Origin of the sequence: Paenibacillus sp. MAHUQ-63, assembly GCF_028765165.1 — a bacterium.
Lineage (GTDB): Bacteria > Bacillota > Bacilli > Paenibacillales > NBRC-103111 > Paenibacillus_E.
The window spans coordinates 1,438,088-1,455,787 of sequence record NZ_JARADB010000001.1 but is presented as its reverse complement, the minus strand read 5'-3'; the positions used below and the strand labels follow the sequence as shown (position 1 = coordinate 1,455,787).

Annotated in this window: 20 protein-coding genes; 12 read left to right on the top strand and 8 right to left on the bottom strand. The window is 54.1% G+C overall.

Translation table 11 applies throughout. The annotated features are described in order from the left end of the window. Positions 1-13 precede the first annotated feature (13 nt). Genes PUT07_RS06385 through PUT07_RS06375 form a run of 3 tightly spaced genes read right to left on the bottom strand, consistent with a single transcriptional unit; the run spans position 14 to position 3,067 of the window. Positions 14-244, bottom strand: coding sequence for a hypothetical protein (locus PUT07_RS06385; protein ID WP_274466985.1), 231 nt, complete (start codon positions 242-244; stop codon positions 14-16). Between the two features lie 8 nt (positions 245-252). Further along, complete coding sequence (locus PUT07_RS06380; protein WP_274466984.1) at positions 253-1,425, bottom strand: Ger(x)C family spore germination protein; 1,173 nt, start codon at positions 1,423-1,425, stop codon at positions 253-255. Then, positions 1,412-3,067 carry a spore germination protein gene (locus tag PUT07_RS06375; protein WP_379239636.1) on the bottom strand — a complete coding sequence of 552 codons (1,656 nt, stop codon included), beginning with the start codon at positions 3,065-3,067 and terminating at the stop codon, positions 1,412-1,414. Before PUT07_RS06375 ends, PUT07_RS06380 begins: the two co-directional genes overlap by 14 nt. A gap of 239 nt (positions 3,068-3,306) precedes the next feature. Between PUT07_RS06375 and cls the strand changes: the two genes are divergently transcribed. After that, a complete protein-coding gene (gene cls, locus PUT07_RS06370; RefSeq protein WP_274466982.1) occupies positions 3,307-4,734 on the top strand; it encodes a cardiolipin synthase in 1,428 nt (475 codons plus the stop codon). Between the two features lie 38 nt (positions 4,735-4,772). Here the strand turns inward: cls and ligD are convergent, their stop codons facing one another. Continuing rightward, entirely contained in the window at positions 4,773-5,657 is an 885-nt protein-coding gene (gene ligD / locus PUT07_RS06365) for a non-homologous end-joining DNA ligase (protein ID WP_274466981.1), read from the bottom strand. A gap of 140 nt (positions 5,658-5,797) precedes the next feature. Here ligD and PUT07_RS06360 point away from each other — a divergent pair, with 140 nt between their 5' ends. From PUT07_RS06360 to PUT07_RS06345, 4 genes are all read left to right on the top strand, one after another. Then, entirely contained in the window at positions 5,798-7,138 is a 1,341-nt protein-coding gene (locus PUT07_RS06360) for a hypothetical protein (RefSeq protein ID WP_274466980.1), read from the top strand. Between the two features lie 133 nt (positions 7,139-7,271). After that, positions 7,272-7,838, top strand: coding sequence for a sigma-70 family RNA polymerase sigma factor (locus PUT07_RS06355; RefSeq protein WP_274466979.1), 567 nt, complete (start codon positions 7,272-7,274; stop codon positions 7,836-7,838). Between the two features lie 4 nt (positions 7,839-7,842). Next, positions 7,843-8,616 (top strand): anti-sigma factor, encoded by a 774-nt coding sequence (locus PUT07_RS06350; RefSeq protein ID WP_274466978.1) that lies wholly within the window; start codon positions 7,843-7,845, stop codon positions 8,614-8,616. 33 nt (positions 8,617-8,649) lie between these two features. Next, a complete protein-coding gene (locus tag PUT07_RS06345; RefSeq protein ID WP_274466977.1) occupies positions 8,650-8,976 on the top strand; it encodes a YnfA family protein in 327 nt (108 codons plus the stop codon). Between the two features lie 2 nt (positions 8,977-8,978). Here the strand turns inward: PUT07_RS06345 and PUT07_RS06340 are convergent, their stop codons facing one another. Continuing rightward, positions 8,979-9,578 carry a DUF2238 domain-containing protein gene (locus tag PUT07_RS06340; RefSeq protein ID WP_274466976.1) on the bottom strand — a complete coding sequence of 200 codons (600 nt, stop codon included), beginning with the start codon at positions 9,576-9,578 and terminating at the stop codon, positions 8,979-8,981. Between the two features lie 85 nt (positions 9,579-9,663). After that, complete coding sequence (locus tag PUT07_RS06335; RefSeq protein ID WP_274466975.1) at positions 9,664-10,956, bottom strand: arsenic transporter; 1,293 nt, start codon at positions 10,954-10,956, stop codon at positions 9,664-9,666. Between the two features lie 131 nt (positions 10,957-11,087). Here PUT07_RS06335 and PUT07_RS06330 point away from each other — a divergent pair, with 131 nt between their 5' ends. The 3 genes from PUT07_RS06330 to PUT07_RS06320 all read left to right on the top strand — a co-directional run bounded on the left by PUT07_RS06330 (position 11,088) and on the right by PUT07_RS06320 (position 12,565). Then, the gene (locus tag PUT07_RS06330; protein WP_274466974.1) at positions 11,088-11,522 is read left to right on the top strand and encodes a MarR family winged helix-turn-helix transcriptional regulator; all 435 of its coding nucleotides are present in this window, start codon (positions 11,088-11,090) and stop codon (positions 11,520-11,522) included. A gap of 649 nt (positions 11,523-12,171) precedes the next feature. Further along, entirely contained in the window at positions 12,172-12,339 is a 168-nt protein-coding gene (locus PUT07_RS06325; protein WP_274466973.1) for a hypothetical protein, read from the top strand. A 58-nt stretch (positions 12,340-12,397) separates the two neighbouring features. Further along, on the top strand, positions 12,398-12,565 hold the full coding sequence (locus tag PUT07_RS06320) for a hypothetical protein (RefSeq protein WP_274466972.1): 168 nt from the start codon (positions 12,398-12,400) through the stop codon (positions 12,563-12,565). 90 nt (positions 12,566-12,655) lie between these two features. Here the strand turns inward: PUT07_RS06320 and PUT07_RS06315 are convergent, their stop codons facing one another. Then, positions 12,656-13,633 (bottom strand): helix-turn-helix transcriptional regulator, encoded by a 978-nt coding sequence (locus PUT07_RS06315; RefSeq protein WP_274466971.1) that lies wholly within the window; start codon positions 13,631-13,633, stop codon positions 12,656-12,658. A gap of 164 nt (positions 13,634-13,797) precedes the next feature. Here PUT07_RS06315 and modA point away from each other — a divergent pair, with 164 nt between their 5' ends. The 4 genes from modA (at position 13,798) to PUT07_RS06295 (ending at position 16,616) form a co-directional block, all read left to right on the top strand. Continuing rightward, the gene (gene modA / locus PUT07_RS06310; RefSeq protein WP_274466970.1) at positions 13,798-14,667 is read left to right on the top strand and encodes a molybdate ABC transporter substrate-binding protein; all 870 of its coding nucleotides are present in this window, start codon (positions 13,798-13,800) and stop codon (positions 14,665-14,667) included. After that, entirely contained in the window at positions 14,667-15,335 is a 669-nt protein-coding gene (modB, locus tag PUT07_RS06305) for a molybdate ABC transporter permease subunit (RefSeq protein WP_274466969.1), read from the top strand. The genes modA and modB overlap by 1 nt, the downstream gene beginning before the upstream one ends. Before the next feature lie 87 nt (positions 15,336-15,422). Then, positions 15,423-15,560: a hypothetical protein gene (locus PUT07_RS06300; RefSeq protein ID WP_274466968.1), complete on the top strand. Its 138-nt coding sequence runs from the start codon at positions 15,423-15,425 to the stop codon at positions 15,558-15,560. Between the two features lie 105 nt (positions 15,561-15,665). Beyond that, complete coding sequence (locus tag PUT07_RS06295; protein ID WP_274466967.1) at positions 15,666-16,616, top strand: ATP-dependent DNA ligase; 951 nt, start codon at positions 15,666-15,668, stop codon at positions 16,614-16,616. A gap of 60 nt (positions 16,617-16,676) precedes the next feature. On the opposite strand, the gene ku is transcribed toward PUT07_RS06295, so the two are convergent. Further along, on the bottom strand, positions 16,677-17,549 hold the full coding sequence (gene ku / locus PUT07_RS06290) for a non-homologous end joining protein Ku (RefSeq protein WP_274466966.1): 873 nt from the start codon (positions 17,547-17,549) through the stop codon (positions 16,677-16,679). Positions 17,550-17,700: the final 151 nt, after the last annotated feature.

Sequence of the window (17,700 nt, the reverse complement as noted above, 5' to 3'; positions counted from 1 at the left end):
GATCCTTAAGCCTTCAGATGCCCATCATCCGCGCGAACCATGGCGATACTGTATGAATGAAGAATCGCGAAGGCATTGGAATTTTCCAATGCAGATATTTGCTGATGAAGAGGCCTAAGGTTATGCAGGTGAATAACCCGTAGGTCAGTTTGATCACGCCCGTCTCTTGCCTAAGCATTCGGCGGTCGATGAGCAGTGAACCGGCTAGCGTGCTCAGGAAGCTGAGCATGAAGATGCCGTCCATATCGCAAGTCAGATCCCTTCTTCAATGACATTTTTGTTAATCAACCCGGTTTCCGGTATCGAGGCGTTCACATGCAAGCGAAATTCCGCCTCTTTGAAATAAGTATCCCAATTCGCTTCGATCCGCTTATACCATTCGTTAGGGTGACTCCGCCAAACGATTAACCCCAGCTGCGCGGAATCCGTGCCTTCCTTCTGCATCTGCTTCACGGCAGCATGAATGGATTCGCTGATCTGCTTGGCAAGATCCCGCTCTACCTTCCGCATCACCTCCGCCTTGTTCAGATCCAGCACGGAGAAGTTCTCCCGAACCGAACCGCTCGCATCGATGATCACATCGAAGATCACTTTATCGCTTTGAAGCTTCGGTTTGATCTGTACCTGCCCCTTGGTCACCAGGATGGAAATGTCTTTGCCTCCCTCCGCCGGAAAGGTCAGGAGATGCTCCTTCACCTGATTGCGGAGCCACATGATCCCCTGGGATTCTTTCTGCTGGTAAATGCCGATGAGTCGATCGCCTTTGAACTGCCCGTAACCCATCATTTGAATCTCGCTGGAAGGTTTCTTGGAACCCTCCGACTCCTTACGTACCAGGTAGGTTAAGATCGGGTCGCTCTTGAAGCTTAACGTCATGCCGATATCTTTGGTCGAGGTGGCCATCGATTGCCGGGATTTCGTCAGCTCCCGGATGACCTCAGCCGGGAACCGCTCGAATTTGGGCTCGGCGTTCAGCAAGTCGTAGCCTTTGCCTTTGGTAATGACCAAGAAAGACGTCATCCGGCTTTCGGGCGTGCGGGGGACCGTATCGAATAAAACGGCAATGCCTTTCTTGGCGAGGGCCTCTCCGATCACAATCGTCCGCCGGTGGGAAAGAAACAAGCGCCGTGACATGCGCATCTGCAGTTTGGAAGTCGCTTCTCGCATCGTGACTCCGACTTCGGAATCAATGTAGTAGCTCTTGCCTCCCGAGGTCCCCCCGCCGCCCCCGCTGGCTCCGCCCATGGAGCCGGGAAGCGGCAGCAAGTAGGATACACGGTATCTGCCGTCTTCTTCCAGATCGACGGAGGAGGTGAGAACGAAGGCGATATCGTTCGTTTCCGTCCGGTCCCAACAACCGGTCAACAGCAATGGGAGAAGCAAGAGGATCAAGGTGAGCAAGCTTAGCCGCTTAGGATGAACCATTTTGATTGCCCTCCTCGCTGGAATGGTGCACATGCTGAATGGAGCTTCCGTCTAGGCCTCCGTCCTGCATAATTTGCTGGGACAGCTTGTCGTCCATGCGCTGCTTGTCTTGAATCGACATGAATTCAGGGCGCTTCTCCAGCTGCCACCATGGGGCGCGCATGAAGACGTCCTTGATATCGCTGGAGGACAGCGGTCCGAGCGGCGATAAGTACGGAACGCCGAAGGAGCGCAGATTCGCCATATGGCCGATCAGAATCATGAGCGAGAAGAAGATGCCATAGAAGCCGAATACCGACCCCGCCATCAGGATGGGGAAGCGCAGCATCCGAATGGCGATCGCACCGTTGAAGCGCGGAATCGTGAAAGAGGCGATTCCTGTGATCGAAACGACGATAACCATCGGGGCTGATACGATACCGGCTTGGACGGCTGCTTGTCCGACGACGAGCGCCCCCAAGATGGAAACGGCGGAGCCGACCGCCTTAGGCAGCCGAATGCCCGCTTCCCTTAACGCTTCGAATGTGATCTCCATGATGAAGGCTTCGACGACAGCGGGAAACGGAATGGCTTCCCGCGAGGCCGCGACACTGAGCATCAGCGTCGTCGGCAGCAGCTCTTGATGGAACGTCGTGATGGCGACATAGAGTGCCGGTGTCGTTAACGATAAGAAAACGAAGACGTACCTCAGGATGCGCAGCAGCGAGCCGATCTGGAACCGCTCATAATAGTCCTCGCTCGTCTGCATCGTCTGAATGAAGACGAACGGGACGATAAGCACGAACGGCGTTCCGTCCGTAATGATGGCTACCCGTCCTTGCATAAGTGCGGCGGCCACAACGTCAGGACGCTCCGTATTCTGCATCTGCGGGAACGGAGAGTAGGCATTGTCTTGAATCATCTCCTCGATCATGCCGGACTCCAGAATGGCATCGATCTTGATCAGCTCGAGCCGCTTCACAACTTCCTCGACCAGAGAGGGCGTAGCCAGATCGTCCATATAGCACACGACGACATTGGTGTTGCTTTCTTTGCCGATGCACATGGACTTCATCTTGAGCCTCGGCGTCTTGATCTTCCTGCGGATCATCGAGGTGTTCGTGCGGATGCTCTCCACGAACCCTTCCTTCGGTCCGCGCACGACGGTCTCCGTCTCCGGCTCTCCGACGGAGCGTTTCTCCGTTCCGCGAATGCCCAGCAGGATCGCCTTGGCGTTGCCTTCTACGAGCAGGGCGACGTCACCGCCAAGCACGGATACGAGCAGGTCCCCGTAATTGTCGGAGACCTGCGTCTGGGACACGGGCAGAATCGCGCCGACGATGCGTTCAATGGCGGTTTCGCCGCCACCCAGCAGCATCAGCGATTTCATCGTTTCGTTGAGCAGTTGGGTGTTCGTGAGCCCGTCGACGAACAGCAGCAGCGCGGGAATGTTCGGCTCGATTTCGAATTCGCGGACGACGACGTCGGAGCAGTCCTGGAAAATGGTTTTGATGAAGGCATGATTGTCATCCAGGAGCAAGGAGAGCGGCGTTTTCTTCAGCTCATCAATGAAATGATAATCCAGCGAATCCTGAAGACCCGCCGATTCATTGCCGCCATCTTCCTGCTTGTCGGATGGGCGCTTGCGCAGGATGCTCTTCATCAAGGGATTGGATGTTTTGGCCAAGCGATTGGCACCTCCTGCCAGGCAGCGGAATGAAGATCATAAGAATGCGAATATTATTCTCTGCGAAATGAAGGATTTTATTACGAAACTTGGAAAATTTTATTCCGCTCCTCTGTCGGCGGCGTGTGAGTATAGCGGAGAAGGCGTTGGCAAAAGCTAACGGGACAAGGCACAAGGGACGATACGCACCTTGTGGCGGTAGAGGGGATGGAACCATGATTTGGGTTGTATGTATACTGCTGCTTTTCATATTTCAGACGGCCACAATCCTGATTGGGGAATACAAACGACCGGCCAAGACGGTGGCGTGGCTGTTCGTTCTATTTATTTTTCCGATTATCGGATTCATCATGTACTATTTCTTGGCGAAGGAATACACGCAGCGCAAAATCGTACGGCGCAAAGGGCGGCGTAGAGTAACGGAAATCAAGCATCAATGGGTTGGCTGGAGCCGGCAAGATGAGGCTCGGAATGAGCTCGTCTATCCGCTCTACGAGGATTCCCGCTTGTTCGGGCTGCTGCACAATATTCCGGGATCGTCCATTTCGCCGCACAACCGGGTCGAAGTGCTGACCAACGCGGATGTGACCTATACAGCTATGCTGGAAGCGATAGAGAAGGCGAAGCGGCATATCCACTTCGAGTTTTATACGATCAGGCATGATGAAACGGGGAAAAGATTTCAAGAGGCATTGATCCGCAAAGCGCAAGAGGGCGTCAAGGTCAGAGTCATTTATGATGGAATCGGTTCCTATACACTCTCAAATGCATACATAAACAGATTTAAAGAAGCGGGCATTGAGGTATACCCGTTCCTGAGACCGCTGATCGCCTTCTTCGATAAACGGATGAACTACCGCAATCACCGTAAAATCGTCGTCATCGACGGCTTGGTCGGCTTTGTCGGGGGCATCAATATCGGTGACGAATATGTGGGAGCCGATCCGAAGCTGGGCTTCTGGCGGGATACGCACTTGAAGCTGTGCGGCGACTCCGTTTATTATTTGCAACAGACATTCATGACCGACTGGCTGTTCGTTAGCGGGCAGCGAATTGTTGACGCATCCATGTTTCCCGAGCACCATGTGCCCAAAGGGTCTTTGGTGCAGGTCATTTCAAGCGGTCCTGACGCGTATTGGGATGCGATTCAGGAGATGTTTTTCGCAGGGATCATTGCCGCCAAGAAGCGGGTGTATATGACGACACCCTATTTCATTCCGGACGCGAGCATCATGATGGCACTCAAAACGGCCGTCATCTCCGGCGTGGATGTCCGCATCATCCTGCCCTACAAGGCGGACTCCCGTATTGTTCAATACGCTTCGCGCTCCTATTTGTTGGAGCTGATGCAGGCGGGGGTCCAGTTTTACCTGTACCGCAAAGGCTTCATGCACGCCAAGGTCATGCTCATCGATCACACGATGGCGACGGTGGGGACGGCGAATGTGGATATGAGAAGCTTCTTCAGCAATTTCGAACTGAATGCCGTCATGTTTAATCAAGATGTGATTGAACGGCTGGAGGCCGACTTCCTGATGGACCTTAAGGATTGCGACGAGATGAAGCTATCCGAGTTTGAACAGAGATCCAGGCTGGAGAAAGGGAAGGAAGTGATCGCGCGGCTGCTCTCCCCTTTGTTCTGATTTAACGGAGTGTCGTGGGGTACTACTACAACGGTATGCTATTGCAGCCGGGCTAGGATAGCGTCCAGATTCTGAAGAGGAACGCCTTCGATGAGATCGCCGTGCCGGCGCAGCCGGTCCATGACGGTATGCAAATTGAATTCACGCGGACTGGGACGCAGCTCGACCTCTTTCCATAACAGGGGAGTGGAGACCGAGGCGTCTTTTCTGGCGCGGGGCGTATAAGGTGCGGACAGCGTTTTGCCGTACCAGTGCTGGAGGTAATCGATGTAAATGTTATCGCCGCGATTCTTCTTGAACCGCTCGATGGTGAACAGCTTCGGGTACATCTTCACGGCATAGGACGCAATGAAATGACCGATCTTGCGCAGCTGCTCGAACGTGTAGCCGTGTTGGATCGGGATGTAAATTTGCACGCCGGTAGCTCCGGAGGTCTTGGCGATCGATTGGATGCGCAGGGAGTCCAGCACTTCACCGATGATATGCGCAGCTTCCATAATGCGCGGCTCTTCTTCCAAGCTGGGATCGATATCGATGATCCATTCCGCAGGCAGCGTCTCGCCGATCCGGTGGAAGGAAGGATGGAATTCCAGGCAGGCCAAATTGCCCAGCCACAGCAAGGTTGGCAAGGAGTCCAGGTGGACATAGTTGATCCCGTCGAGCGGCGCCAGCTTCACGAAGTCGGGAAGCGGATCAGGAGCGTTCTTCTGATAAAAGGATTTCTGATCGTACCCGTTCGGGAAACGGATGGTCGTCAAATGCCGGTTGCGGCAATAGCGCAGCAGGTAAGGGGAGAGCTCGGACAGCTTGGCGAGGTAATCCGCTTTGGTAATCCCGGCCTCCGGCCACAACAGCTTATTAGGGTTAGTGATCGACAGCTCATGTCCTTCCACGAGCAATGTTCCTTTGGTTGAAACGGCCATATGGATACGCCTCCGAACGTCATATTCGTTCAGTAGTATTCCCTGCCGGAGGGCGTCTCAAACTTTTTTCACAAAGCGGCAAACCGCCCGCTCGTTCCCTTCGTTACCTTAAGTAGAAAATGAAGGAGGCGTAGATAAATATGATCAATGTTAAAAAAGCACTCATCTCATCCCTGTTATTAGCGGGTATCGCAGCAGCTACAGCGGCATGGTCGGCCGCTGCGGCCGAACCGCTGAATGTGAAGTCCGAAGCGGATATTGCGGGCGATTTGGGCATTCTGCAAGGCGAAGGCAGCGGACTGACCGCGGAATACTTGAATAAGTCAACGACGAGACTGCAAGCGGCCGTGATGTCTCTCCGGTTGAAAGGGCTGGAAGCGGAGGCGCTGGCGTTCCAGGGTACTGCGAATTTCGCGGATGCCGGTACGGTCTCCAAGCAGAATCAAGCGGTTCTCGGTTATTTGAAAGCGCATCCTGATCTGGGCTGGCAAGGGACGGGGAGCGATGCCTTCGAACCGCTAGCTGCGATAACGGCTCAGCAGTACTATAAAGTATTGCTGGAATCGCTAGGTTACGCGCAGGGCACTGATTTCCAATATGCCGAGACCATTCCTTTCGCCGGTACTAAAGGGTTAACCCGGATCGCCGGTGTGAAGACGTTCAAGAACCTGCACATCGCGTCAGCCACGCTTGAAGCCTTGAAGGCGCAAGTGAAGGGATCGACCCGCACGTTGGCTGCGGATTTGAGCGGCAAGGGCAGGATCAGCGCCAGCAAGCTGAGCGAGCTGGATGCTCCGGCGCTGGGGTTGAAGCAGAGCGATCAGCTGGGCAGCTTCTTGACGGATACCAAAGGCATGACCCTGTACTATTTTACGAAGGATGCTGCGGATGTGAATTCCTGCGTTGGAGCGTGCTTGAGCGCATGGCCGATCTTCAATGACAGCAGCTTTACCGTTCCGGCTGAATTCAGCGCCGCCGACTTCGGGAAGTTTACGCGTACCGACGGTAAGGATCAGCTTACATATAAGGGATGGCCGCTCTATTATTTTGCGAAGGATAAGCAGCCTGGAGACACGACGGGTGATAACGTCGGCAAAGTATGGTTCGTCATTAAGCCGGGGAACGGCGGGATTGCCATCGGCACGAAGCCGGATCTTGGCAACTATTTGACCGATGCGAATGGGATGACGCTGTATTATTACGATAAGGATACGAAGGGCGTGAGCAATTGTTCCGGCAAATGCCTGGAGAAATGGCCTGCCTTCTACTCGGATGCGATCTCCGCGCCGACCGGCGTCAATTCCGCTGATTTCGGCACGCTGACTCGAGCGGACGGCAGCTTGCAAACGACATACAAAGGCTTCCCGCTGTACTATTGGGTAGACGATAAGAAGATGGGCGACACGACTGGGCAGGACGTCGGTCATGTCTGGTATGTAGTTGATCCTGCGGCATTCAGCGGAACGAAAGCTTCGCAATAGTTCCTAACTTCGCTCCGGCGAGCTGGCACGTTCAGCTTCCGGGGCTTTCTTTTTCTATAAATCTATTGCCAATACATCCTCCGAGCGATATGGTAAACGTATAAACTTAATGACGACTCGGAGTGTGCCGAATATGCGTAATCGAACAGACGCGGAGCTCATGAAGCTGGTTCTCGGTAAGCATCAGCCCGCTTTGGAAGAGCTTTATGATCGTTATGCGAAGCTTGTGTATTCATTCGCGCTGAAATCATTGAAGGAAGAACAGGCTGCCAGGGAAATCGTTCAGCTTGTGTTCACGCGTCTGTGGACGACGGAGAAAGGCTATGATCCCGGCAAGGGCGGGTTCGTCAACTGGATCATCACCGTTACGCGCAACATGACCATTGATTATTTGCGTAAAAAGCGCCGGCTCGAGCAAGTCGTTCGCTATGAGCCTAGGGAGTGGGAGCATGCACTTGTCTCCGATGACCCGGATCCGGATTCGGTCCTATCGCGCAAATGGATCGGGGAACAGATTCACGAGGCGTATGTGCATTTATCGGAAAGTCAGATTCAGTTGATCGATATGATGTATTGGCAGGGCTATTCACTGAGCGAAATCGCAACCCGCACGAACGAACCGGTCGGTACGATCAAGAGCAGGCTGCATCAATGTTTGAAAATACTTCGCAAGCATCTGACATCGTTGAGGGAGGGATGACGTCATGAAAGAACATGAAACCATAGACTGCGGTTACTTGGTCAACTATGTGACCGGCGACTGCACGGAGCTTGAGCGCGCGGCTTTCGAACGGCATCTGCGAACTTGCGTCAACTGCCGCGAAGAATGGAGCGAATTGCAGGCGGTCTGGCAGGCGCTGCCTTTCCAAATGGAAGAAGTGGATGTTCCGCCGGACTTGAAGCAGCAGGTGATGGATGCGATCGTGGCGCCGCACCCTAAGGCTGAGGCCGTCAAGGATGCAATCGTGCCGCCACGCCCTGAGGCTGAGGCGGTCAAGATGAAGAAGAAGCGTTCCAACAAGTGGATATATGGCTGGACGGCGGCGATTGTTGCAGGCTTAGCCGTCGGCATTTGGTGGAGCCAGGGGTCGAAGGATACCGTGCTTTCGGCAAATCCGGGGCTCGGCAGTCCCGCTGAAATCAAGCATACTTATCAATTAAAGTCCGTTGAAAGCTCGATGCCAAGCGCTTCGGGTACGGCATGGATTCTGCAGAACGGAGACGTTCATAATGTCGTCATCAATTTGCAAGGTCTCAATGAAACGGAAGGAGAGTCCGCTTACCAGGTCTGGTTCAACCGGAACGGGAAGCGATATAATTGCGGAACCCTTCGCGTGGATGAGAAAGGAACGGGCGTACTCACGTACAGTATTCCGGTGAAAGGAAGCGACTTCCAGGTCGATTCCTTCGGCGTTACACTAGAACCGGATGCGAACGGGCAGCAGCCGCGCGGGAAGAAGATCTTGGGGACATCTTGAGATTGAAATAAGGAAGGAGCTGAGTCCGAGCAAGTGTTGTTTTCAATATTGATTTTCATAGCTGCCGGACTTGCCGAAATCGGCGGAGGATATTTGGTCTGGCTCTGGCTGCGGGAATCCAAACCGTTATGGTATGGGATTGCGGGCAGCATCGTGCTCATCCTGTATGGTATCATACCGACCTTGCAGACCTTCCCATCGTTCGGAAGGGTGTATGCAGCTTATGGCGGCGTATTCATCGTTCTGGCCGTGCTGTGGGGGTGGGTGGTCGACAAAAAAACACCCGACATTTACGACTGGACCGGTGCCGTCGTCTGTGTCATAGGTGTCTCAATCATGCTGTGGGCGCCAAGAAGCTGATGCTAATCCGCCGCGGGCTCCCGGTGCCGCTTCCAGCCCAGTATGCACATGCTTAGGGCGGCTCCGGCCAGACCGAGCCCCATATCCTTTTCTGAGTCGAAAGGGTCGCCCTGCATGCCTACATACTCTTGCCCCGCTTGTCCCGCAACGAGTGCCGCTATCATTTCTATGATTTCGAAGAGTGAACTGAAGCCAAAGACGATGGTCACGGGTAAGACGTAGGACCAGATCCCCTTTCGTACCGCCGTCACGCGGGTCAGCCACTCGCGGGCCGGATAGGTCCAGAACAGGCCGAACAAGAAATGCACGACTCTGTCGTAATAGCTTCTGTGCGTATGAAAAGTTCCCTTCAGCCATGCGTCAAACGGCGTGCCTTGGTACGTATAGTGTGCTCCATAGGCATGGAAGCAGAGGAACACGAAGATAAACCAATAGGAAATCATCGAGAATTGAAATCTTCGGTATGTGCATAGAAGAAGCGTCACGGCGGCGACGAGCAGCAGGTTCTCCATCAGCCACTGGATCCGGTTGGTCGGCGAGATCGCCAGGACGGCCCAGTACACGGCAAAAATAAAGAGCATGACTTGCAATTGCTTAACCATAAAGTCCACCTTTCTGCATGCAGCAATGAAAAACAAAGGAGCCGGTTTTCATAGTGTGGACATAAATGTAAACATCATGCGTCGCTCAGGCAATAATCTCCAACCACAGGGCTAATCCCAGCAGGGTGATCAGCAAAGTAGGGATCGTCAGCACGATGCCAATTCTGAAATACGTTCCCCAAGTGATTCTCACGCCTTTTTTGGCCAAAACATGGAGCCACAGCAGTGTCGCGAGTGATCCGATCGGCGTCATTTTCGGTCCCAGATCGGAGCCGATCACATTGGCATAGATGAGCGCTTCGCGAACGATGCCAGAGGTATGGGTGCCATGAATCGCCAGTGCACCGATCATTACAGTCGGCAAATTGTTCATAACCGAGGAAAGAACGGCGGCGAGGAAGCCCATCCCCAGCGAAGCGGCCCATAAGCCATGCTTCGAGATCACTTCAATCAGTTCGCCGAGCGCAGCGGTTAAACCGGCATTTTTCAAACCGTAGACGACCACGTACATCCCGATCGAGAAGATGACGATCCCCCAGGGAGCGTCTTTGATGATTTGCTTCGCCTGAACGGCTTTGCTGGTGCGGGCCATCAGCATAAATACGAGGGCAGCGGAGCCGACGATGAAGGAGACGGGCGTATGGGTGAATCCGCTGGCCAAGTAAGAGGCGAGCAGGATGCCCAGGATGATCCACGATAACCGGAAAAGCCGCATGTCCTTGATGGCTGTAGCGGGTATTTTCAGATGAGTCCTATCGTAATCCCTTGGAATGTCTTTGCGGAAATACAGATACAGCACAAGTAAGCTCGCGCCTAGCGAGAAGAGACTTGTGACGAACATCCGGCTGGCATAGGTCGCGAAATCAATGCCGAAGAAATCGGCGGATACGATGTTAACCAGGTTGCTGACAACGAACGGAATGGACGTCGTATCGGCGATAAATCCGCTTGCCATGACGAAAGGCAGGACCATGCGGTCCGGAAATTTCAGCGCGCGAACCATGGCGAGCACGATCGGCGTTAAGATGAGCGCGGCACCGTCGTTGGCGAAGAAGGCGGAAACGGCCGCCCCGAGCACGATGACATAGATGAACATGCGTTTGCCGTCGCCTGCGGCCATACGCGCCATGTGGAGGGCCGCCCATTCAAAAAATCCGATGCTGTCGAGAACGAGCGAGATCAGGATGATCCCGACAAAGGCCAGCGTGGCGTTCCAGACGATGCCCGTCACCGTGACGACATCCTGCAGGGACACAACCTGGCACAGCAGTGCCAGCACGGCGCCGGCCGAGGCAGACCAGGCGATGTTAAGACCTCTAGGCTGCCAGATTACAAACGTAATCGTAAGAATAAAGATAAAGACGGCTAAATAGACCATATGTTCCTCCTAAGTGCAGTTCTTCAACATTTTCATAGTTCCCTCGCTATTTGTCAATGCTTGAATGGAGCGTACCCTTCGATCCGTTTCGTATGATAGAATGGAATATCATGATCTACAAGGAGCAGCGTATGTCACAAGAGCGATTACCCAAGGCGGTCTATGAGAAGTTAGCGTTATTTCGGTATCAACTCCGTAAATTTATACATTTCAGTGAGTCGGCGGCGCGGGCGAAAGGGCTTACTCCGCAGTATCATCAGCTGATGCTGGCGATCATGGGGTTCCCGGGACGCGATTACGCAACCCCGAAGGAGCTTGCAGAACGTCTGCGGATTACACCGCATGCCTGTGTGGAATTGATTAAGCGCTGCGAGCAGCTTGAGCTCGTATACCGCGTGCCTAACCCGGACGATGGGCGGAGCATCTTCATTCGGCTGTCGGAGTCCGGGATGCGCATTTTGGAGGATTTGTCGGAGATCCATATGAACGAGCTCAAAAGCATCGGATTTCTGGAGTTTCCGGATTACGAGGAAATGCGGGACGAGGAGCGGACGGAGGAGAGCTAAGGGTGAAGGTGACGTAGAGAAGCGAAGAGCGTAGAGCGTAGAGTGTGGAGTGTAGAGCGTAAACCATAAACCGTAAACCGTAAACCGTAAACCGTAAACCATAACGTTGACGCTCGAATCCATGTGGAGGCAGCGTGCTGGTCATAGAAATCGCCATTTACTTTGCGTTCAGGCAAAGTGAGTGGCGATTTTTTGATGGTGAGGCTGCGTAAAAAAGGACTTTGCGAGCCGTATCGTCATTACGCAACATCTAACGGACACCACGGCAGCTATTGGCGCGAAAAACGGCCCGATGCGATTCTAACGGACACAGGGGCGCCTATTTTGCCGATTTCGGCGCGAATTGGCGCTGAAACATGCAAGTAACGGCGCTGGTGTCCGTTAGAATTCCGCCACGGCCCAAATACGCGGAATAAGGACCGCTGTGTCCGTTAGCCCAACGGGGGAGGCGCTGGCGTCACCGCCGCCGCCCGCACTAACGGACATCACGGCCGCTATTGGCGCGAAAAACGGCCCGATGCGATTCTAACGGACACAGGGGCGCCTATTTTGCCGATTTCGGCGCGAATTGGCGCTGAAACATGCAAGTAACGGCGCTGGTGTCCGTTAGAATTCCGCCACGGCCCGAATACGCGGAATAAGGACCGCTGTGTCCGTTAGCCCAACGGGGGAGGCGCTGGCGTTCACCACCGCCGCCCGCACTAACGGACACCACGGCCGCTATTGGCGCGAAAAACAGCCCGTCACGATTCAAACGGACACAGGGGCGCTTATTTTGCCGATTTCAGCGCGAATTGGCGCTGAAACAGGCAAATAACGGCGCTGGTGTCCGTTAGAATTCCGCACCGGCCCGAATACGCGGAATAAGGACCGCTGTGTCCGTTAGCCCAACGGGGGAGGCGCTGGCGTTCACCACCGCCGCCCGCACTAACGGACACCACGGCCGCTATTGGCGCGAAAAACAGCCCGTCGCGATTCCAACGGACACAGGGGCGCTTATTTTGCCGATTTCAGCGCGAATTGGCGCTGAAGCAGGCAAATAACGGCGCTGGTGTCCGTTAGAATTCCGCACCGGCCCGAATACGCGGAATAAGGACCGCTGTGTCCGTTAGCCGCAGGAGGGGGCTCACTTCTTAAGTCTCAAACATCACGCGCCCCGTCTGGGACAGATCATATCCTTGGATAGGGCGCAGCTCGTTATGAAACGCCTCCGATTGCAGCACGTCCTTGACGCGCTCGATCCAAGCCAGGTTTTCCGGCTTCTTCAGCATGACAAGGTCGACACGCTCCTGGATGAGCGGAACGAAGTCAACGCCTCCGACCATCGAAGCCGCCTTCTCTATGCCTACCCCGAAATCACCTTCGCCGGTAGCGACTTTCCCGGCCACGCCCATATGATTCGATTCCTCCTGATCGTATCCGAGCAGTTCCCTGTACGAAATGCCATGCAGGCGCAGCTGTTCGTCCAGCAGGACGCGGGCGCCGGAACCTTTCTCCCGGTTAATGAGACGCAGTCCCTTCTTGCCCAGATCGGCCCATCCGTGAAGTCCTTTCGGGTTGCCACGCTGCACATAGAGACCGGCCGATCTGGAAACAAGCCGGATGACGATATAAGAAGAACCGATCAAAATTTTGCGAACATAAGGAATGTTGTACTCGCCTGTATCGCCGTCCAGCAGATGGGTGGAGACAATATCCGTTTCCCCCCGGTACATCGCGATCAGGCTGTCCAAACTTCCTACATAGGAACGCAGCGGTCTGCTGCCAGGCACCTTGCGTTCGATATGTTTGGCCAGAATGTCCAGCGAAATATCCTGGCCGGTGATGACGAGAGCGCTTTTGCCGGAAGGTGCGGCACCGGGCGGTGAAACGGCAAGCGCAGGTCCCGCTGGCGGATCGAGGACAGGCGGATCGACGACACGTGAGGAGCTCGTCATCCCGCCTTTGGCGCGGACTTTATACGCTTCGAGATCAGAAGCGTCTACACGCATTTGCTTGCCTACCCGGTAGGCGGGCAGGTCTCCTTTTTTGATGAGGTCATACACGGTCAGTTTGGAGATTTTGAGGAGCTTGGCGATCTCTTCGGTTGTATAGGAAATGTCAGCTGTCATGGTATCCTCCGTAGGCGGTTTCAATAACTCCTATGATAAGCTGATATAACGAGTATGACAATCTGAATATTTTCCTAGAAAATGTACGGTTTATGTAATAGAATATAACAAGATTATTCTATTTATATCTAAATAGATAAATAAATGAAAGTGGTGGGGTTACCATGCTCAAAAGAAGACTGTTTAATCATGTTTCGTTATTATTCATTGCTTCCTCCATGCTTTTCACGGGATGTGCAGCGAAAACCAATGAAAGCGCGGGCGCGACTCCGGCAGCGGCATCCATGGCACCATCTGCGGCGCCATCGGCTCCAGCAACACCGGCGTCCAAGGAGAAAGTGGAGCTGACCATTTCCGCAGCCGCCAGCTTGACCGACGCACTGAAAGAAATTCAAACCAACTACGAAAGCAAACATACGGGCATCAAGCTCAACTACAACTTCGGCGCCTCGGGTGCGCTACAGCAGCAAATCGAGCAAGGGGCTCCGGCGGACATGTTCCTGTCGGCAGCGGCCAAAAATATGAAAGCACTCGTGGATAAAGGACTCATCGACGCCTCCAAGCAAAGCAATTTGCTCCTCAATGAATTGGTGCTGGTCGTTCCTGCGGACGGCAAAGCGGCCGTGCAGAAGGTGGAAGATTTGACGGGCGACGCGATCAAACACATAGCGGTCGGTGAACCGCAAACCGTTCCCGCAGGCGGCTATGCCAAAGAAGCGCTGACGCAAGCGAAGCTATGGGACACTCTTCAAGGCAAAATTGTGCAAGGGAAAGACGTGCGTCAAGTATTGACCTATGTGGAGTCCGGCAATGCCGAAGCGGGTTTCGTCTACAAGACCGATGCGTTAAGCTCCAAAAGTGTGAAGGTTGCGCTTAGCGTCGATCCCAAGAGCTACACGCCGGTCGAATACCCGGCAGGGGTCGTGAAAGCGACGAAGCACAGCCAAGAAGCCGCTGATTTCCATGCCTATCTGCAAACCAAAGAAGCGCAGGACGTTTTCGTGAAATACGGCTTCACCATCCCGGCGAAATGATGGAAGACATCACCTGGGGGGAATTCGCCGCTCCCATTGTGCTTTCACTCAAAGTGGCCGCGGTGTCCAGCCTATTCGTCCTCCTGCTCGGCGGCTTGGCGGCTTGGCGAATGTCGCGGCGTAAATTCCGCGGGAAAGCCTTCGTCGAAACGGCAATTCTGCTGCCCTTGGTGCTGCCGCCTACCGTTGTCGGCTTCATCCTGCTTGTGCTTCTGGGCAAGAAAAGCTGGATCGGCTCCTTATTTGAACGGCTGTTGGGTCTCCCTATCATTTTTACCTGGGGAGCCGCCGTTGTCGCCTCGGTTGTGGTGGCCTTCCCGCTCGTGTACCAAACGATGAAAACAGGGTTCTCGGCCGTCAGCAAAGACCTGGAAGACTCCGGTCGGTCGAACGGCGCGAACGAATGGCAGGTGCTGCGCTATATTACGCTTCCCTTGGCCCGTCGCTCGATTACGTCTGCGTACATTCTGGGCTTCGCCCGGGGACTCGGCGAATTCGGCGCGACGCTCATGATCGCTGGCAACATCCCGCATAAGACGCAGACGCTGCCGACAGCCATCTATATTGCCGTAGAATCCGGCAATCAGACGCTGGCCTGGCTCTGGGCCGGAGCCATTATCGTCATCTCCTTCGGACTTGTGCTGATCGTCAGCCGCAAAGCCGAATAAATAAACCCTCCGGCTGCCCGTTCAGGATATAGAGCGGAGGGTTATTGCTATTTCGGCGGGAGGAGTTGTCTGCTCTGGGGCTGGGCGGTGACCAGCTTCCGGTTTGTCTTGAGGGGCCACGTTGACGCCGTCGCGGGACTGCGCAGCCTCATGTACTTCGGCGGCAAGGGCGCTTTGAGCCAAAGTCTGTATGTGCTTGGCGGCATGGCGGCGGCAGCCGCTTAACGATATGCCGAACACGGACATCTGACCATCAACGTGGCGTTGATGGTTTTTCTTTTGCCGCCGATGGTAATAATGAGAAGTATCCTGCAACAGATGGAGACGCATATGGAACTCTCACTCAACCCGGTCATCCCGTTCGAGCCGGTCAGCACGGAAACGATACCGGAAGGCAAGCAGTGGATCGCCCAAATCAAATGGGACGGGGTCCGGATGCTGACTTATGATGATGGGCACAACGTTCGTCTGGTGAATCGAAGATTGAACGACCGGACGCTCCAATATCCCGAGATCGCGAGTACACGGTCGTATTGCAAGGCGAGCTCCGTCATTCTGGACGGGGAATTGATAGCGCTCAAAGACGGCAGGCCGTCTTTCCATGAAATTATGCGCCGGGACGGCGTCCGCAACGCCAAAAATTTGCCCCTGGCGATCAAATCGGTTTCCGTCGTGTATATGATCTACGATATTTTGTTCCTTAATGGCAAATGGCTTGTGGATGAAGAGCTGCAGGAGCGGCAGCGAATATTGTCGGAAGTGATTCATACGAACGAAACCATCCAGCTCGTTCCGAATTACCCGGATGCCGATGCCTTATTCGCCGTCATGAAGCAGCATGATATGGAGGGTGTCGTGATCAAGGATTTGCAGAGCAAATACTTAATCGGGGGCAAGGACAAGCGCTGGATGAAAAAGAAGATCGTTCACGATCTCATCGCCGTCGTAGGCGGGGTAACCAAGCGAGGCCAATTGGTCAATGCGCTGATGCTGGGGCTCTATGACGCTTCCGGCCAGCTGTGGTACATCGGACACGCCGGGACGGGCAAGCTGACGCAGCAGGATTGGCGATCGCTGACGGACGTCGTGAACGGGATGACGATTGGCAGCAAGCCGTTCGTCAACGTGCCGGAGAGATCCAAAGATGCCATCTGGATCGAACCGCGCATCACGGTGAAAATCAACTACATGGAATGGACGCGGGACAGGAACTTGCGTCAGCCGAGCATACAGGCAATCGTGACCGCCTCTCCGGAGGAATGCGGCTTCAACCAGCTCTAACAAAGAATAAGCGCCTGTCCAGGGGCCGCCTCGGCTCTATGGATAAGCGCTTATTGATCGTTATGAGACAGGTTCTTTCACCTTTTTGGCCCGCGACTTCTTCGGTTTCTTCTCTTCTTGAACGGTTGCATCCGGGGCTAGCGTCACCTTGCCGTCGTCATCCGCCGATTTCGTGGCATCGAGGCTCGCTTGCAGCGCGGCCATGAGATCGATGACGCTCGTTTTCTGCAGAGCAGGCGCGGCTTGCACTTCTTCGCCGGCGATTTTGTGCTCGATGGCCTCGAGCAAGCGTCCCCGGTATTCGTCCTTATATTTCTCCGGTTCAAAAGGGGAGGACAGCTGGCTGATCAGCATCTTGGCCATTTCCAGCTCGCGTTCGTTGACGGTCACCTTCTCAGGCAGATTGGGAACCTGCGAGATTGGCCTGATTTCATCGGGATAGAAGATGGTCTCCAAGGCCAGGCAGTTCTCGATGACGCGGATCGCAGCCAGTGAGCTTTTGGAGCGAATGGATACTTTGGCGACGCCGATTTTGCCGGTTTGGCGCATAGAGTCCAGCAGCAGATTATAAGCGCCTGCTCCCGTATCCCCGGGGCCTAGATAATAGGTTTTTTGAAAATAAACCGGATCGATATCCGTCAAGTTGACGAAATCCAGAATCTTGATCTCTTTGTTCGCCTCTCCGGAGATGCTTTCCAATTCATCCTTCTCGAAAAGGACAAAACGCCCGGGCTCGTACTCGTAGCCTTTCGTAATTTCGTCCCATTCTACTTCTTTCTCGCAAGTCTGGCATTTGCGCACATAAGCTAGAGGGGTAATGCAAGTTTTATGAATGTATCTCATGGAGATGTCTTTATCTTCCGTAGCCGAAAACATTTTCACTGGTACATGGACGAGCCCGAATGAAATGGCGCCTTTCCAAACCGTATGCATCGCGTAATTCCTCCCCAATGATATTCGTTATTGTACTAGTATTCTCTTGATTTTCTGCCTTTATACGGCAGTGAATAAGAGAATGGATTTCGGGCGGCGTGGGCACGTTAAAGATGCAAGTTGATTGCCATAGGGCTTGTCAAAGTACGCT

Excerpts from the sequence above, each read along its gene's own strand:
- PUT07_RS06385 (WP_274466985.1), bottom strand. The coding sequence starts at position 244 with ATGGACGGCATCTTCATGCTCAGCTTCCTGAGCACGCTAGCCGGTTCA.
- PUT07_RS06380 (WP_274466984.1), bottom strand. The coding sequence starts at position 1,425 with ATGGTTCATCCTAAGCGGCTAAGCTTGCTCACCTTGATCCTCTTGCTT.
- PUT07_RS06375 (WP_379239636.1), bottom strand. The coding sequence starts at position 3,067 with ATGAAGAGCATCCTGCGCAAGCGCCCATCCGACAAGCAGGAAGATGGC.
- cls (WP_274466982.1), top strand. The coding sequence starts at position 3,307 with ATGATTTGGGTTGTATGTATACTGCTGCTTTTCATATTTCAGACGGCC.
- ligD (WP_274466981.1), bottom strand. The coding sequence starts at position 5,657 with ATGGCCGTTTCAACCAAAGGAACATTGCTCGTGGAAGGACATGAGCTG.
- PUT07_RS06360 (WP_274466980.1), top strand. The coding sequence starts at position 5,798 with ATGATCAATGTTAAAAAAGCACTCATCTCATCCCTGTTATTAGCGGGT.
- PUT07_RS06355 (WP_274466979.1), top strand. The coding sequence starts at position 7,272 with ATGCGTAATCGAACAGACGCGGAGCTCATGAAGCTGGTTCTCGGTAAG.
- PUT07_RS06350 (WP_274466978.1), top strand. The coding sequence starts at position 7,843 with ATGAAAGAACATGAAACCATAGACTGCGGTTACTTGGTCAACTATGTG.
- PUT07_RS06340 (WP_274466976.1), bottom strand. The coding sequence starts at position 9,578 with ATGGTTAAGCAATTGCAAGTCATGCTCTTTATTTTTGCCGTGTACTGG.
- PUT07_RS06335 (WP_274466975.1), bottom strand. The coding sequence starts at position 10,956 with ATGGTCTATTTAGCCGTCTTTATCTTTATTCTTACGATTACGTTTGTA.
- PUT07_RS06330 (WP_274466974.1), top strand. The coding sequence starts at position 11,088 with ATGTCACAAGAGCGATTACCCAAGGCGGTCTATGAGAAGTTAGCGTTA.
- PUT07_RS06315 (WP_274466971.1), bottom strand. The coding sequence starts at position 13,633 with ATGACAGCTGACATTTCCTATACAACCGAAGAGATCGCCAAGCTCCTC.
- modA (WP_274466970.1), top strand. The coding sequence starts at position 13,798 with ATGCTCAAAAGAAGACTGTTTAATCATGTTTCGTTATTATTCATTGCT.
- modB (WP_274466969.1), top strand. The coding sequence starts at position 14,667 with ATGGAAGACATCACCTGGGGGGAATTCGCCGCTCCCATTGTGCTTTCA.
- PUT07_RS06295 (WP_274466967.1), top strand. The coding sequence starts at position 15,666 with ATGGAACTCTCACTCAACCCGGTCATCCCGTTCGAGCCGGTCAGCACG.
- ku (WP_274466966.1), bottom strand. The coding sequence starts at position 17,549 with ATGCATACGGTTTGGAAAGGCGCCATTTCATTCGGGCTCGTCCATGTA.